At 70.9% G+C, this 13,248-nt stretch carries 15 protein-coding genes; 3 read left to right on the top strand and 12 right to left on the bottom strand.

Going from position 1 to position 13,248, the window contains the following annotated elements:
* The first annotated feature begins 181 nt into the window (after window positions 1-181).
* Entirely contained in the window at window positions 182-703 is a 522-nt protein-coding gene (locus ACQP1K_RS10080) for a lytic transglycosylase domain-containing protein (protein WP_433500606.1), read from the top strand.
* A gap of 17 nt (window positions 704-720) precedes the next feature.
* Here the strand turns inward: ACQP1K_RS10080 and ACQP1K_RS10075 are convergent, their stop codons facing one another.
* Window positions 721-1,416, bottom strand: a complete 696-nt coding sequence (locus ACQP1K_RS10075; RefSeq protein ID WP_433500605.1) for a TetR/AcrR family transcriptional regulator C-terminal domain-containing protein — start codon at window positions 1,414-1,416, stop codon at window positions 721-723.
* Between the two features lie 40 nt (window positions 1,417-1,456).
* On the opposite strand from ACQP1K_RS10075, the gene ACQP1K_RS10070 reads away from it, so the two are divergent.
* Window positions 1,457-2,572 (top strand): ferritin-like domain-containing protein, encoded by a 1,116-nt coding sequence (locus tag ACQP1K_RS10070; RefSeq protein WP_433500604.1) that lies wholly within the window; start codon window positions 1,457-1,459, stop codon window positions 2,570-2,572.
* A gap of 279 nt (window positions 2,573-2,851) precedes the next feature.
* Here the strand turns inward: ACQP1K_RS10070 and ACQP1K_RS10065 are convergent, their stop codons facing one another.
* From ACQP1K_RS10065 to ACQP1K_RS10055, 3 genes are read right to left on the bottom strand one after another with little or no spacing between them, the layout of a single operon-like run.
* On the bottom strand, window positions 2,852-3,172 hold the full coding sequence (locus ACQP1K_RS10065; RefSeq protein WP_433500603.1) for a DUF202 domain-containing protein: 321 nt from the start codon (window positions 3,170-3,172) through the stop codon (window positions 2,852-2,854).
* Window positions 3,173-3,178: 6 nt separating this feature from the next.
* On the bottom strand, window positions 3,179-3,514 hold the full coding sequence (locus tag ACQP1K_RS10060) for a YidH family protein (protein WP_433500602.1): 336 nt from the start codon (window positions 3,512-3,514) through the stop codon (window positions 3,179-3,181).
* Between the two features lie 45 nt (window positions 3,515-3,559).
* A complete protein-coding gene (locus tag ACQP1K_RS10055; protein ID WP_433500601.1) occupies window positions 3,560-4,471 on the bottom strand; it encodes a hypothetical protein in 912 nt (303 codons plus the stop codon).
* A gap of 179 nt (window positions 4,472-4,650) precedes the next feature.
* Here ACQP1K_RS10055 and ACQP1K_RS10050 point away from each other — a divergent pair, with 179 nt between their 5' ends.
* A complete protein-coding gene (locus ACQP1K_RS10050; protein ID WP_433500600.1) occupies window positions 4,651-6,675 on the top strand; it encodes an ATP-dependent DNA helicase in 2,025 nt (674 codons plus the stop codon).
* On the opposite strand, the gene ACQP1K_RS10045 is transcribed toward ACQP1K_RS10050, so the two are convergent.
* From ACQP1K_RS10045 to ACQP1K_RS10010, 8 genes are all read right to left on the bottom strand, one after another.
* A complete protein-coding gene (locus tag ACQP1K_RS10045; RefSeq protein ID WP_433500599.1) occupies window positions 6,653-7,483 on the bottom strand; it encodes an MOSC domain-containing protein in 831 nt (276 codons plus the stop codon). The genes ACQP1K_RS10050 and ACQP1K_RS10045 overlap by 23 nt on opposite strands.
* A gap of 134 nt (window positions 7,484-7,617) precedes the next feature.
* Window positions 7,618-8,382 carry an SGNH/GDSL hydrolase family protein gene (locus tag ACQP1K_RS10040; protein WP_433500598.1) on the bottom strand — a complete coding sequence of 255 codons (765 nt, stop codon included), beginning with the start codon at window positions 8,380-8,382 and terminating at the stop codon, window positions 7,618-7,620.
* Window positions 8,383-8,414: 32 nt separating this feature from the next.
* Window positions 8,415-8,849: a type II 3-dehydroquinate dehydratase gene (gene aroQ / locus ACQP1K_RS10035; protein ID WP_433500597.1), complete on the bottom strand. Its 435-nt coding sequence runs from the start codon at window positions 8,847-8,849 to the stop codon at window positions 8,415-8,417.
* Between the two features lie 64 nt (window positions 8,850-8,913).
* The gene (aroB, locus tag ACQP1K_RS10030; protein WP_433500596.1) at window positions 8,914-9,990 is read right to left on the bottom strand and encodes a 3-dehydroquinate synthase; all 1,077 of its coding nucleotides are present in this window, start codon (window positions 9,988-9,990) and stop codon (window positions 8,914-8,916) included.
* Window positions 9,987-10,520 carry a shikimate kinase gene (locus ACQP1K_RS10025; protein WP_433500595.1) on the bottom strand — a complete coding sequence of 178 codons (534 nt, stop codon included), beginning with the start codon at window positions 10,518-10,520 and terminating at the stop codon, window positions 9,987-9,989. Before ACQP1K_RS10025 ends, aroB begins: the two co-directional genes overlap by 4 nt.
* A gap of 17 nt (window positions 10,521-10,537) precedes the next feature.
* Window positions 10,538-11,716, bottom strand: coding sequence for a chorismate synthase (gene aroC, locus ACQP1K_RS10020; protein WP_433500594.1), 1,179 nt, complete (start codon window positions 11,714-11,716; stop codon window positions 10,538-10,540).
* A gap of 48 nt (window positions 11,717-11,764) precedes the next feature.
* Window positions 11,765-12,430 (bottom strand): prepilin peptidase, encoded by a 666-nt coding sequence (locus ACQP1K_RS10015; protein ID WP_433500593.1) that lies wholly within the window; start codon window positions 12,428-12,430, stop codon window positions 11,765-11,767.
* A 10-nt stretch (window positions 12,431-12,440) separates the two neighbouring features.
* Entirely contained in the window at window positions 12,441-12,998 is a 558-nt protein-coding gene (locus ACQP1K_RS10010) for an SseB family protein (protein WP_433500592.1), read from the bottom strand.
* Window positions 12,999-13,248: the final 250 nt, after the last annotated feature.

Raw genomic sequence — 13,248 nt, 5'->3', positions numbered from 1 at the left:
CTCGGGTGTCCGCCCGTATTTCAATCCGGGCTGAGGACCCGTCGCGGCGCCCACCGGAGACACGATCCGGTGCGGCCGAGCGGACGGCCGCGCCCACGCCATGGGTGCGGCGCCGTACGGCGGGCACGGCGCCCGTCGCCGCCGCCCGCCCTCCGCTCGCGACCTGACGACAAGGAGCGATGTGGACAGCAGTGAGAACGCGCGCAGGGGCGGAAACGCACAACGTGCCGCGGTGACCGCCGTGATCGCCTTCGCCGTCGCCGGCTTCGTGAACTGCTCGCCCGCCTGGGCGAAGAAGCCGGTCCCCCCGGAGACCCACCCGCCCTCGGCGGCCAGGGTGGGAATATGGCGGACCCAGGCCAAGGCGGACACCCGCAAGGCCCGCAGGCGGGCCCCCGCCAAGGAGCGCAGCAAGGCCTACGCCTTCCGGCTCGTGACCCGGCGCTCCTGGCCGGGCACCGAGTTCCAGTGCCTGGACAGCCTGTGGACCAGGGAGAGCGACTGGAACCACCGGGCCTACAACACGCACTCCGGCGCCTACGGAATCCCCCAGGCGCTGCCCGGCCGGAAGATGCGCTCAGCCGCGCACGACTGGCGGGACAACCCTCAGACACAGATCAAATGGGGGTTGCGTTACATCGAGGCCAGGTACGGCTCGCCGTGCGGCGCCTGGGGCCACTTCCGGTCCCACAACTGGTACTGAGGTCCCCTCCCTGGGGACTAAAGCCGATGCGGCCCCTCGTGCCCGGCGGCCTGCTCCGCCCGTACGGCCATCGCCTGGACGAGCAACTCCAGGCCGAAGTCGAACTCCTCCTCGTGATCGCAGGCCATCAGATCCGGTGCGAACTCCCCGACCAGCGGGAACAGAGCCGGGTCCACCTCCGCCACGGATACGTCGGGCCGCATCGGCGCGAACGTCGGGGTCACCCCCACCTCGCGCAGCAGGGAGCCGACGACGTAGGCGATGAACACGCGCAGCATCCGCACCGCCTGCCTGCCGTCGAAGCCGGCGTCGCGCAGGGTGGCCAGGGCGCGTTCGACCGGCAGCAACCCGGCCGTCGATCTGAGCTGGCGGCTCACCACGACCATGGTGCAGCGGGGAAAGTCGTGGGCGATCTGCCGGAACGCCCTGGCCTGCATCCGGACCCGCTCCGTCCAGTGCGCCGAGGGGTCGTCGGTGAACTCGATCCGCGACAGCACGGCCTCGGCCACCGCGTCGAGCAACGCCGACTTGTTCGGGACATGGTTGTACAGGGACATCACCCCCACGCCCAGCTCCCCGGCGATCCGGCGCATCGACACCGCGTCGGCGCCCTCGCGTTCGATGAGGGAGATGGTGGCGGCGACGATCCCGTCCCGGCTGAGCATGACCAGGTCCTCCCGCGCCCGTTGACGCACGTACAGCGTACGTGACACGCTCAAAAGTACACGTACGGTGTACGTCTAGGAGGCTCCCGTGTCGACCCACGAGCTCTACACGATCCCCGCAGAGCTCTCCACCTGGGATGTGGAGATGTCCGGGGCGGCCCGCTTCACCTGGGAGTACGACGAGGGCCGTGATCGCATGCTCGCCCTGTACCAGAAGGGCAAGGACAAGCAGTGGGACTCGGTCAAACGGATCGACTGGGACCTCGAGGTCGATCCGTACGACATCCTCGGTTTCCCCGACAAGACGATAGCGATCTACGGCACCCCGCTGTGGGAGCGGATGGACGAGAAACAGCGCCGTGAGGTGCGCAGGCACACCGCGGTCTGGCAGTTCTCCCAGTTCCTGCACGGCGAGCAGGGGGCGATGATCTGCTCGGCCCGCATCGTCGAGTCGGTGCCCGACCTGGACTCGAAGTTCTACGCGGCCACCCAGACGATGGACGAGGCGCGGCACGCCGAGACGTACGCCCGGTTCCTGCAGGAGAAGGTCGGGCTCGCCTATCCGATCAACAAGCATCTGAAGGCGCTGCTGGACACCACGCTCGGCGACTCCCGGTGGGACATGCCCTACCTCGGCATGCAGGTGCTGATCGAGGGGCTGGCGCTGGCGGCCTTCGGCGTGATGCGCGACATCACGACCAAGCCGCTGCCCAAGCAGATCCTGGCGTACGTGATGCAGGACGAGGCGCGGCACGTCGCCTTCGGCCGGATGGCCCTGCGCGACTACTACCGCGGCCTGTCGGAGGCCGAACTGCGCGAGCGTGAGGACTTCGTCATCGAGGGCTGCTACCTCATGCGCGACCGCCTGCGCGGCCAGGAGACCTGGGAGACCCTCGGCCTGTCCAGGCAGGAGGTCGCCGAGGCCATGGGGTACGTCGACCAGTCCGAATATCTCCGCCTGTTCCGGTCGCTGCTGTTCAGCCGCATCGTGCCGTGTGTGAAGGACATCGGGCTGTGGAGCCCCCGCCTGCAGCAGGCCTACGCCGACATGGGGGTGCTGGACATGGCCGGGCAGAGCCTCGACGCGCTGATGAAGCAGGACGAGGAGATCGCGGAGAAGCTGGACGCCGAACGCTTCGCCGCCGAGGAGGCCGAACGGCATGCCGAGGTCGCCGAGACCATCGCCGCGGCCGACACGCTCTAGCCGATCTCACCCCCCCCGATGCCGTGATCTTGCGAATGCTCGCACTCAGGTGCCGCAAGCTGGCACTTCACGTTGGTGATCTTGCACTTTCTCGCAGACATACTCGGCGAGCAGCGAAAACACCGTTCGTGATCTTGCACTCGCTGCTGCAAGATCAGCTACACGTAGATGCAGGTCAAGCGGTTTGTCTGCGAGAAACTGCAAGATCACGAGATTGATTTACGCAGGTCAGACGGCTACATTGCGAGAATTCGCAAGATCACGGGGAGCCGGTACGGCTCAGGCCGCCGCGTCGATCACCACGGCCAGCGCGCCGACCACCAGCGCGAGCGTGCCGAGCCAGACCAGCCGGGCATCAGCCGTGACGTCGAGGGGATGACCGTCGCGCAGCGCACGCTGCACGCGGCGGAACCGGACGCCCGTGCGGAGCAGCAGCACCGCGCCGATGAGCGCCGCCAGCGCGAAGGGCGTCGCGACCCAGACAGGAGCCCCATGGCTCAGCGCCACCCCCGCCGCACCCAGCGCACCGGCGGCCAGCAGCGCGGCCGTACGCACCCATGCCAGCCGGGTGCGCTCGCTCTGCAGGCCCTTGTCGACCACGGCGAGTCACCTGTTCAGGAAGACGAACACAAGCGCCAGCACCGCCACGCCCGCCACGCCGTACCCCAGAAGGGGGGCGAGCGCGGGCGGCGGGAGCGGCTCGTCGCGGCGCAGCGCAACCTGGATGCGCCGCCACCGGGGATAGGCGGAGCCGGCGGCGACGGCGGCCAGCAGCACCAGCACGACGGCCAGCGGGATGCGCACCCACGTGCCGAAGACGTTCTCCGGCGCCACCGCCAGGCCGATTCCCCCCGCGCTCAGCGCGAGGGAGGTGCTGAGCCAGGTGAGAAAGGTGCGTTCGTTGGCCAATGTGAAGCGGGGATCAGGCTCGTTCCCTTCCATGGGTCTCAGGCTAGTTCCGCCGCATTTCCCCTGGATTTAGCGGGGTTAGCGCCCCCAGTCGTCCTCGTGCGGCCGGCCATGCTGCGGCTGAGCGCTCCGCTGCTGCTTGTCCGGGCGCAGGCGCTCGCCGGTGGCGTACATCGGATCCGGGACGTACGGCCGGACCGCGCCGAGGCCGAGCGGGTCGTTGGGATCCACGTCGGGCTCGGGAGTGGGGGCGGCGACCAGGCGATCCTGGGTGACGGCCCCGCGTGCGACGAGCACGTCGTTGGACACGGGCGGGGGGATCGGCGGCCGCGCGTACTGACCAGTGCCCGGATAGTCCGGATAGTCCTGGTACGGAGCACTGTCCTGATAGGCGGAGTGATCTTGGTAGGGCTGGTCGTGGTACGCCGCCTGCCCCTGGTAGGCCGCTTGATCGTGATGAGCGGCCTGGTCCTGGTACGCAGCGTGATCCCGGTAACCCTGCTCCTGATAGGCGACCTGATCCTGGTAACCCTGCTCATGGTAACCCGGATCCTGATATGCCTGATCTTGGTAGCCCTGGTCCTGGTAACCCTGATCGGGGTAGCCCTGGTCCTGGTACGCAGCGTGATCCCGGTAACCCTGCTCCTGATAGGCGACCTGATCCTGGTAACCCTCGTGTGGCGGCGGCGCGTACCCCTCAGGCCCCGGAGCCTGTGCGGCCGGGATCTGGGGGCCGGGGAACGGCCCCGTCGCGGGGTCGTCGGCGTCCTCGCCGTCGTGGTCGCCGACCTCGGCGAGCCCCTCGTCGAGGGTGTCGATCAGACGGTCCACGTCGGCCATCGGCATCCGGAAACTCGCGGTGCACATCTCGCCTCGCCACAGGCTCAGTACCAGTGTGCCCTCGTGCCAGGTGACCCGGAGCACGCGGTCCTGACCTCGGGCGTCGAAGAACACCTCACCGAACGATGGCAGCGGGACAACTTCTGACATGGCAGACATAGTGCCTTTACCTGGCCTTATCCGTCCACTCGACCTCTATAGATCACCACTGATCTCGTAAGCGTGCGAATTCAGTGTGCCATGTCGACCGACGTCCGGTTTCTGGAACGTCAGGATGCGCCCACTCGGTCACGGAGCGATTGTCGGCGACAGGAGGTACGGTTCTTCCCGTGCCCAAAGAGCTTCCACCCGTCGAAGAGCTGCTCACCGCCGTGGTGACCGCGCTCGGGGGGACCGAGCGCCCCGGGCAGGTCAAGATGGCCCAGGCCGTACGGCAGGCCGTGGAGGACGGCGAGCACCTCGCGGTGCAGGCGGGCACCGGCACCGGCAAGTCGCTGGCCTACCTGGTGCCCGCGATCAAGCATGCCGCCGAGACGGGCGACGCGGTCGTGATCTCGACCGCGACGATCGCGCTGCAGCGCCAGCTGGTGGACCGTGACCTGCCCAGGCTCGCCGACGCGCTCGCCGACCGCCTGCCGCACCGTCCGGAGTTCGCCATCCTGAAGGGCCGCCGCAACTACCTGTGCCGGCACAAGATGAGCGCCGACGTCCCGGACGACGAGGACGACCAGCTCTTCGACCCGCGCGAGGTCGGCGCGACCGGCCGGATGGTGCAGCGCATCCTGGAGTGGGCGAACGAGACAGAGACCGGCGACCGCGACGAGCTGGTGCCCGGGGTGAGCGACCAGGCGTGGCGGCAGTTCTCGGTGAGCGCCAGGGAGTGCCTGGGCGCCCAGCGCTGCCCCAGCGGCGCCGACTGCTTCGCCGAGCTGGCGCGCGAGCGCGCGGGTGAGGCCGACGTCGTGGTGACCAACCACGCGCTGCTGGCCATCGACGCCATGGAGGACCTCTCGGTCCTGCCCGACCACGACGTGGTGGTCGTGGACGAGGCGCACGAGCTCGTCGATCGGGTCACCTCGGTGGTCACCGGAGAGCTGTCGGAGAACGGCGTGGCCCTGGCCGCCCGCCGGGTGGGCAGGCTCATCGAGCAGGGGCTGGCCGACCGCCTGCAGGAGGCGGGTGAGGACCTGCGCGCCCTGCTCGCCGTGGCCCCGCCCGGCCGGATCGACGACCTGCCCCGGTCACTGGGCGCGACCCTCGCGCTGGTGCGCGACGCGGCGTCCGCGTGCCGTACGGCCCTCGGCTCACGGGGGAAGGACGACCAGGAGGCGGCGGCGCGCAAGGCTGCGTCCGGCATGCTCGACGATGTCCACGACACGGCGCAGCGGATGCTCGACGCTTTCGGGCCGCCGTCCGGGGACGGCACGGGAGACGACTCAGGCGGCGACCCCGGGGACTGTGCGCCCGAGGTCGACCGGGCCGAGGTCGTCTGGCTCGATCCCGCCAACGAGCACGGGCGCGGCCGCATCCCGCCGACCCTGCGCGTGGCCCCGCTGTCGGTCGGCGGCATGCTGCGCGACAAGCTGTTCGGCGAGCGGACAGTGATCTTGACGAGCGCCACGCTCGCCATCGGCGGCACGTTCGACGGACTGGCCCGCCAGTGGGGTCTCGGCACCGACGACTGGACCGGGCTCGACGTCGGCTCGCCGTTCGATCACCCGCACCGGGGCATCCTCTACGTCGCCAAGCACCTCCCGCAGCCGGGCCGCGACGGGCTTCCCGAGGCGTACCTCACCGAGATCACCGAGCTGATCGAGGCGGCGGGGGGACGCACGCTCGGGCTGTTCTCCTCGATGCGGGCGGCCAAGGCCGCCACCGAGGCCCTGCGCGAGCGGCTGGAGGTGCCGCTGCTGTGCCAGGGGGACGACTCCACGTCACAGCTGGTGAAGCAGTTCTCCGCCGATCCCGCGACCTGCCTGTTCGGCACGCTGTCGCTGTGGCAGGGCGTCGACGTGCCGGGGCCGTCGCTCTCGCTCGTCATCATCGACCGGATCCCCTTCCCCCGGCCCGACGACCCGCTCACCTCCGCGCGGCAGCGGCACGTCGCAGCGAAGGGCGGCAACGGCTTCATGACCGTCGCCGCCACCCACGCGGCGCTGCTCCTGGCTCAGGGGGCCGGCCGGCTGCTCCGATCGATGGACGACCGAGGCGTCGTCGCCGTGCTCGATCCCAGGCTGGCGACAGCGCGCTACAGCGGGTTCCTGCTCAACTCGCTGCCGCCGTTCTGGCGCACCACCGACCCGGTCAAGGTCCGCGAAGCCCTGCGCCGCCTCAGCTCCGGCGCAGGGGCGTGACGGGGTCGCCGAGGGCGATCGTGCCGGTGGCGCGGGGCACGAGGCGGATGCCGAACCACGTCCTGCCGTCCCATCTGCGGTGCCGCGCCAGGGTGCGGAGCGGCTCCTTGCCCTTCACTGCGGTGGCGGGGTCGATCGTGGTGACGGCGCAGCGGTCGCACAGCTCCGACACGCGAAAGCCGATCTCGCCGATGCGCACCTCCGCCCAGCGGTCCTCCTCGTACGGCTCGGCGCCGTCCACCACGACACTGGGGCGGAACCGGGCCATGTCGAGCGGCTGTGGGGCCTCCTCGCCCCGCTCGGCGGCACCCTCCGCGATCCACTGATCCAGCTGTTTCAGTGACGCGATGGAGGTGAGCAGCAGCGGCGCGTCGGAGGCGAAGCTGACCGTGTCACCGGGCAGGCCGCCGTGGGCGGGGCTGATCGCCCGGCGGCGCGGGTCGTCCAGCCAGACGAGACGCACCGGCCGGTCCAGCAGCCGGGTGAACCAGTCATGGGCCTCCGGGGCCGCGAGCAGCGCACGATCGAGGCCGCTGAAGCGGACGGGAACCGGCTCTCCCGAGGTCGCGGGCGGAACGGTCAGATCCGGCATATCCGGTGCCGTGAGCGCGAGGCCGCCGTCGTCGAGGTTGCGGGCCACCACGGTGAGCCTTCTGGGAAACTCTCCGAGCCACAGATCTTCGCCGTTCTCGCCGATCACGGCCCAGCGGCGATCCCCCGCGAAACCCCAGGGCTCGAGCACCGCACTGTCCCGCGGTATCCCAGCGGACGACTTCAGCGGATAAATCCGGATCCCGGCGACATGCACGATCGCATCTTAGGTCGCCCATACAAGATCACGAAAGGGATTTCCGCTGGCCAGAGGACATGAGTGCGAGCAACTGCAAGATCACGGAAGGGATTTCGGCAGGTCGGCGGGCATCCGTGCGAGCAACTGCAAGATCACGCGAGGGGGGTGAGGTCCGGGCGCTTGGGGTCGAGACCGTCGCCGGAGGACCGGCCACGGAGCCTGCGGCCGATCCAGGGGCCGAGGTGCTCCCTGACCCAGCGCGCGTCCTCCCGGCGCCTGGCCCGGGGGTCCACCCGCTCGCGCGGGGGCCAGGTCTTGCGCCAGTCGTCGTCGGCGGGCACACCCAGCACGTCGAGCATCTTCGCCGCGACCAGCCGGTGCCCCTCGGCGTTCATGTGCAGCCGGTCCTCGCTCCACGCCCGCCAGTCCCGCAGCCCCTGCATCGACCACTGGTCGACCAGGCGGCAGCCGTACAGATCGGAGATCGAGCGTATGTGCAGGTAGAAGACGGCGAACTTACCGCGTGCCCGGCGCATGATCGGCGTGTCGCGCGGATCGACCCCGGTGAACAGCACCACGTCGGCGCCGGTGGCGCGCAGGTCGCGTACGGCCGCGGCCAGCTTCTTGGCCATCCGGTCGGGATCGCTGCCCGGCCGGAGCAGATCGTTGCCGCCCGCGCACAGGCTGACCAGATCGGGGGCCGACCGGACGGCCTCCGGCACCTGATCCTCGACGATCTGGTCGAGCAGCCGGCCGCGCACCGCCAGGTTGGCGTACCGGAAACCCGGCTCGATCCGGGCCAGCCGCTCGGCCACCCGATCGGCCCATCCGCGAAACTCCGACGTCCCGTCGAGACCGGGGTCGTTCAGCCCCTCGGTGAAGCTGTCCCCGACCGCGACGTACGACCTGTAACCCATCGCTCCGCCCTGAACATCGATTCAGCGTTATGTTATTCAGCGGCATCCGCGATCGCGCGCAGCGCCAGCTCGTAGGAGCGCATGCCGAACCCGGCGATCGTCCCGGTCGCCACCGCCGCCACGACCGAGGTGTGGCGGAACTCCTCGCGGGCGTTCGGATTCGAGATGTGCACCTCGACCAGCGGCGCCGTACGCTGCGCGATCGCGTCGCGCAGGGCGTAGGAGTAGTGCGTGAACGCGGCCGGGTTGAGCACGACGGGCGTACGGCTGTCGGCGGCCTCGTGGATCCACGACACCATCTCGGCCTCGTCGTCGGTCTGCCGCACCTCCACGGAAAGGCCCAGCTCGCGGCCGGTCTCCCGGCACAGGGCCGCCAGGTCCTCGAAGGTCTGCGCGCCGTACACATCGGGCTCCCTGCTGCCGAGCCGCCCCAGGTTCGGGCCGTTCAGCACGAGCACCTGCCTCACCGTGCCACCTCTCTCAACGAGCCGTCCTCCTCAACGGGCCACCTTCCTCAGCGAGAGATCCCTCTCAACGCGAGACCTCCCCGTACGCGGCCTCCAGCAGCTCCTCGGCCGGGTCCTCCAGCCGGGAGACCTGGGCGATCCCGTCGAGCACGACGAACCGCAGCTTCGCGCCGCGCGCCTTCTTGTCCACCCGCATGTGATCGCGCAGGTGCGGCCACGCGTCCCTCCGGTACGACGTGGGCAGCCCGACCGACTCCAGGATCGAGCGGGTGCGGTCGACCACGTCCTGGCCGATCCTGCCGTCCAGCCGGGACAGCTCCGCCGCGTAGACGAGGCCGATGGAGACGGCCTCGCCGTGCCGGATGCGGTAGTCCTCCACCCGCTCGATGGCGTGGGCCAGCGTGTGCCCGTAGTTGAGGATCTCCCGCAGGCCGCTCTCGCGCAGATCGGCTCCGACGACGTCGGCCTTGACCTGGATCTTCCGCTCGATGAGCCGCCGGGTGTGCTCGCCCTCCGGGGTGCAGGCGCCCGCCGGATCCGCCTCGATCAACGTGAGGATCGTCGGATCGGCGATGAACCCGCCCTTGATGATCTCGGCGAGGCCGGCGACGTAGTCGAGGCGCGGCACGCTCACCAGCGTGGCCAGGTCGCACAGCACACCCGCCGGCGGATGGAAGACCCCGACGAGGTTCTTGCCCTCGGGGGTGTTGATCCCGGTCTTGCCGCCGACCGCGGCGTCGACCATGGCGAGCAGCGTGGTCGGGACCAGCGCCACCCGCACGCCGCGCAGCCAGGTCGCGGCCACGAAGCCGGCGAGGTCGGTGGTCGCACCCCCGCCGACGCCGACGATCGCGTCCGACCTGGTCACGCCGTACCGTCCGAGTGCCGACCACAGCCCGGCCGCGACGTCGACGTTCTTGGCCTCCTCGCCGTCCGGCACCGGCAGCGGGATCACCTCGAACCCGGCCGTCTCCAGCGCGCCGCACACCGGGCGGGCGATCTCCGGCAGCCCGGCCGGGTGAACCACCGCCACGGTCCGTACCCCGCCGCCCAGCAGACCCGGCAGCTCACCCAGCACGCCGGTGCCGACCACGACGTCGTAGGGGTTGTCGCCCCGCACCGTGATGCGCGTCGTGCTCACAGCTCCCCCGTCTCTTCCGCCGTCGTCTCGGCGGCGATCTCAGCGGCGATCTGGGCGGCGATCTCCTCGGGCTCGCGATCGTCGGTGGCGACCGTGATCGCGGCGAGGCGCTCGTAGATCGGGCGCCGCTCCTCCATCAGCTTCCTGAGCCGGCTGCGCGGGTTGAGCACCAGCAGCGGCCTGGCCGTGGCGAGACCCACCCGCTTGACCGCCTGGTCGAGCCCCACCCGCAGATAGACGACCCGGCGACCGGCGAGCAACTCCTGGGTCGGCTCGTGCAGGATCGCGCCGCCGCCCAGCGACAGCACCCCCTCGTGGCCGGTCACGGCCTCCCGTACGGCCGCCGCCTCCAGTTCGCGGAACCGGGCCTCGCCGTCCTCGACGAAGATATCGCTCACCGGCTTGCCCGCGACGGCCTCGACATCGCTGTCGGTGTCGCGGAACGGCACGCCGAGATGGTCGGCCAGCAGCCGCCCGACCGTGGATTTCCCCGAGCCCGGCGGGCCGATGAGGACCACGAGTGAATTCATGATCAGACCTTATTGTGTTATTTGATCACAAGGGATGACAGGTAGCCCGCGAGGTTGCGTGCGACCTCCTCGACGGAGTCGCCGCCGAACTTCTCGGCCACCGCGTCGGCCAGCACCAGCGCCACCATCGCCTCGGCGACGATCGCGGCGGCCGGCACCGCGCACACGTCGGATCGCTCGTGGTGGGCCTTGGCCGCCTCCCCCGTCAGCACGTCGACCGTGGCCAGCGCGCGGGGCACGGTGGAGATCGGCTTCATCGCCGCGCTGACCCGCAGCGGCTCGCCGTTGGTCATGCCGCCCTCGATCCCACCGGCCCGGTTGGTGATCCGGCGCACGCCCTCCGGGGTGTTCTCGATCTCGTCGTGGGCACGCGAGCCCGGGCGGCGCGCGGTCTCGAAACCGTCGCCGACGGCCACGCCCTTGATCGCCTGGATGCCCATCAGCGCGGCGGCCAGGCGCGCGTCGAGCCGCCGGTCCCACTGGGCGTAGCTGCCCAGACCCGGCGGCAGGCCGTAGGCGACGACCTCGACCACGCCGCCCAGCGTGTCTCCGTCCTTGTGCGCCTTGTCGATCTCGGCGACCATCGCCGCGCTCGCGTCCGGGTCCACGCAGCGCACCGGGTCGGCGTCGACCACCGCCATGTCGCCGGGACCGGGAAGCACGTCACGCGGGGCGCTCGCCGCGCCGATGGACACGACGTGGCTGACGATGTCGACGCCGACGGCCTGCTTGAGGAAGGCACGCGCAATCTGGCCGAGCGCCACCCTTGCCGCCGTCTCCCGGGCGCTGGCCCGGTCGAGCACCGGCCTGGCGTCGTCGAAGCCGTACTTCTGCATGCCGGCCAGGTCCGCGTGGCCGGGGCGGGGCCGTGACCTGGGCGCGTTGCGCGCGAGCCCGTCCAGAGCGGCCGGGTCGACGGGGTCGGCCGCCATCACGAGCTCCCACTTCGGCCACTCGGTGTTGCCGATGCGGACGGCGACCGGAGAGCCGAGGGTGCGGCCGTGCCGCACGCCACCGCAGATGGTCACCGCGTCCTGCTCGAACTTCATCCGTGCCCCCCGGCCGTAGCCGAGGCGCCGCCGCCGCAGTGCCTCGTCGATCTGGGCGGTCGTCACCTCCACACCCGCGGGCAGGCCTTCAAGGATCGCGACGAGTTCGGGGCCGTGGGACTCCCCGGCGGTCAACCAACGCAACATGACGACAAGTCTTCCATGAGCACCCGACTGCACCGTCACCAGACACAGTCATTCCAGGGGCAGGGCCGCCGCCGCGAGCGCGCCCACGAGCATGAACGGCCCGAACGGAAACTCGCTCTTGCGTGTCGCCCGGCCGGTGACCAGCAGGGCCACCGCGTAGAGCGCGCCGAGCAGGAAGCCGCCCATGCCCGCCGCGACCGTCGTCCGCACCCCGATCGCACCGGTCAGCAGGCCGATCAGCCCGGCCAGCTTGACATCGCCGAGACCGATGCCGGTGGGACGGGCGAACCACATCACCGCGTAGAGACAGGCGAAGGCGGCCGCGGCCGCGAGCGCCCCGGACAGCCTGCCGGACGGGGCGAGCAGGGCCAGCAGCACCGGATAGGACGGCAGCGTGATCACGTCGGGCAGCCGCAGGGTCCGCCAGTCGATCAGGGCGAGCGCGACACCGATCACGATCGCGTACGACCAGGCCGCTATGACCCAGCCGCCGGCACCGGCCATCCGCCAGACCAGCAGGGCGGCCGCCAGCGCCGTCGCCGCCTCCGCGATGTAGGGCGAGCGGGGCACGGGCGGGGTCCGCACCGCGACGCCGACGGCCTCCCGGACCTCCCCGGGCCGTCCGACCGGGCCGAATCCGCCGGCGAAAACCCGGACATACGCCCCGGCGACCAGCCCCGACGCCGAGACGCCCGCGACGATGAGGGGAGTCACGCCGCTGACACTAGCGACGGCTCCGCCTCCCCCACCACCGCCTCCTGGCACGTCCGGCCTCGTCGCCCGTCTGGATCCTGGCGACGGTCGCGTCCGGCACGGCATCGGCGAGGCGGTCGAGCGCCGTGGGATCGCGTCTGGCCTCCTCGACCAGCGAGAGCGCCCGCAGCATGCCGCCCTCGATCACGAACGGGACCGGGCCCGCGACGTCGACGACCACCGCGGCGGCCTGCTCGTGCCGGGCGGCCTGGCACACCTGCGGGGCCGTCGCCTGCACGGGCCGGGCGTCCTGGCGCCATCTCTTCATCGGATCGACCCCGGTGAAGGCCAGCACCGCCTCCCTGCCGTCCTTGCCGACCAGCTTGGGGAGCGCCATCTCGCTCTCCTTCTCCTGGCGCAGGCCGTGTTCCCCGACCTCAGCCTCGGTCAGCAGCGCCACCACGGGCACCAGCAGCCTGGCCTCGGCGAGGGCGGCCAGCACGTCGGCGGCCGTGGCCGTACCGGCCTGGAGCCCGGCCAGGGCCGAGGCGACCGCCTCGTCGGTGCCGCCGTCGTCGTCAGGGCGCATAGGTCGCGGAATCACTGGCACGCTTCCCCATCCTAGGGAGTGCCGGACAAGGCCTGTCCGTCGCCGAGCGGGGATCCGGACACATCGCAGGGCCGAGGAGGAGTCCATGGCGTAGGCCGTGCCGGGCCGCGGGTCGCCGGAGTCCGCCGCACGGATGCACGGCCGCACGGCGTGACCCTCGCGCCGTTCGCTATCCGGATAGCGGACCTCGCCGCACGGATAGCCGATCAGACCGCGGATCCCTAGCGTT

This window comes from Sphaerimonospora sp. CA-214678 (genome assembly GCF_050942215.1).
GTDB lineage: Bacteria > Actinomycetota > Actinomycetes > Streptosporangiales > Streptosporangiaceae > Sphaerimonospora.
The sequence above is the reverse complement of the archived record's forward strand: the minus strand, read 5'-3'. Positions and strand labels throughout refer to the sequence as shown.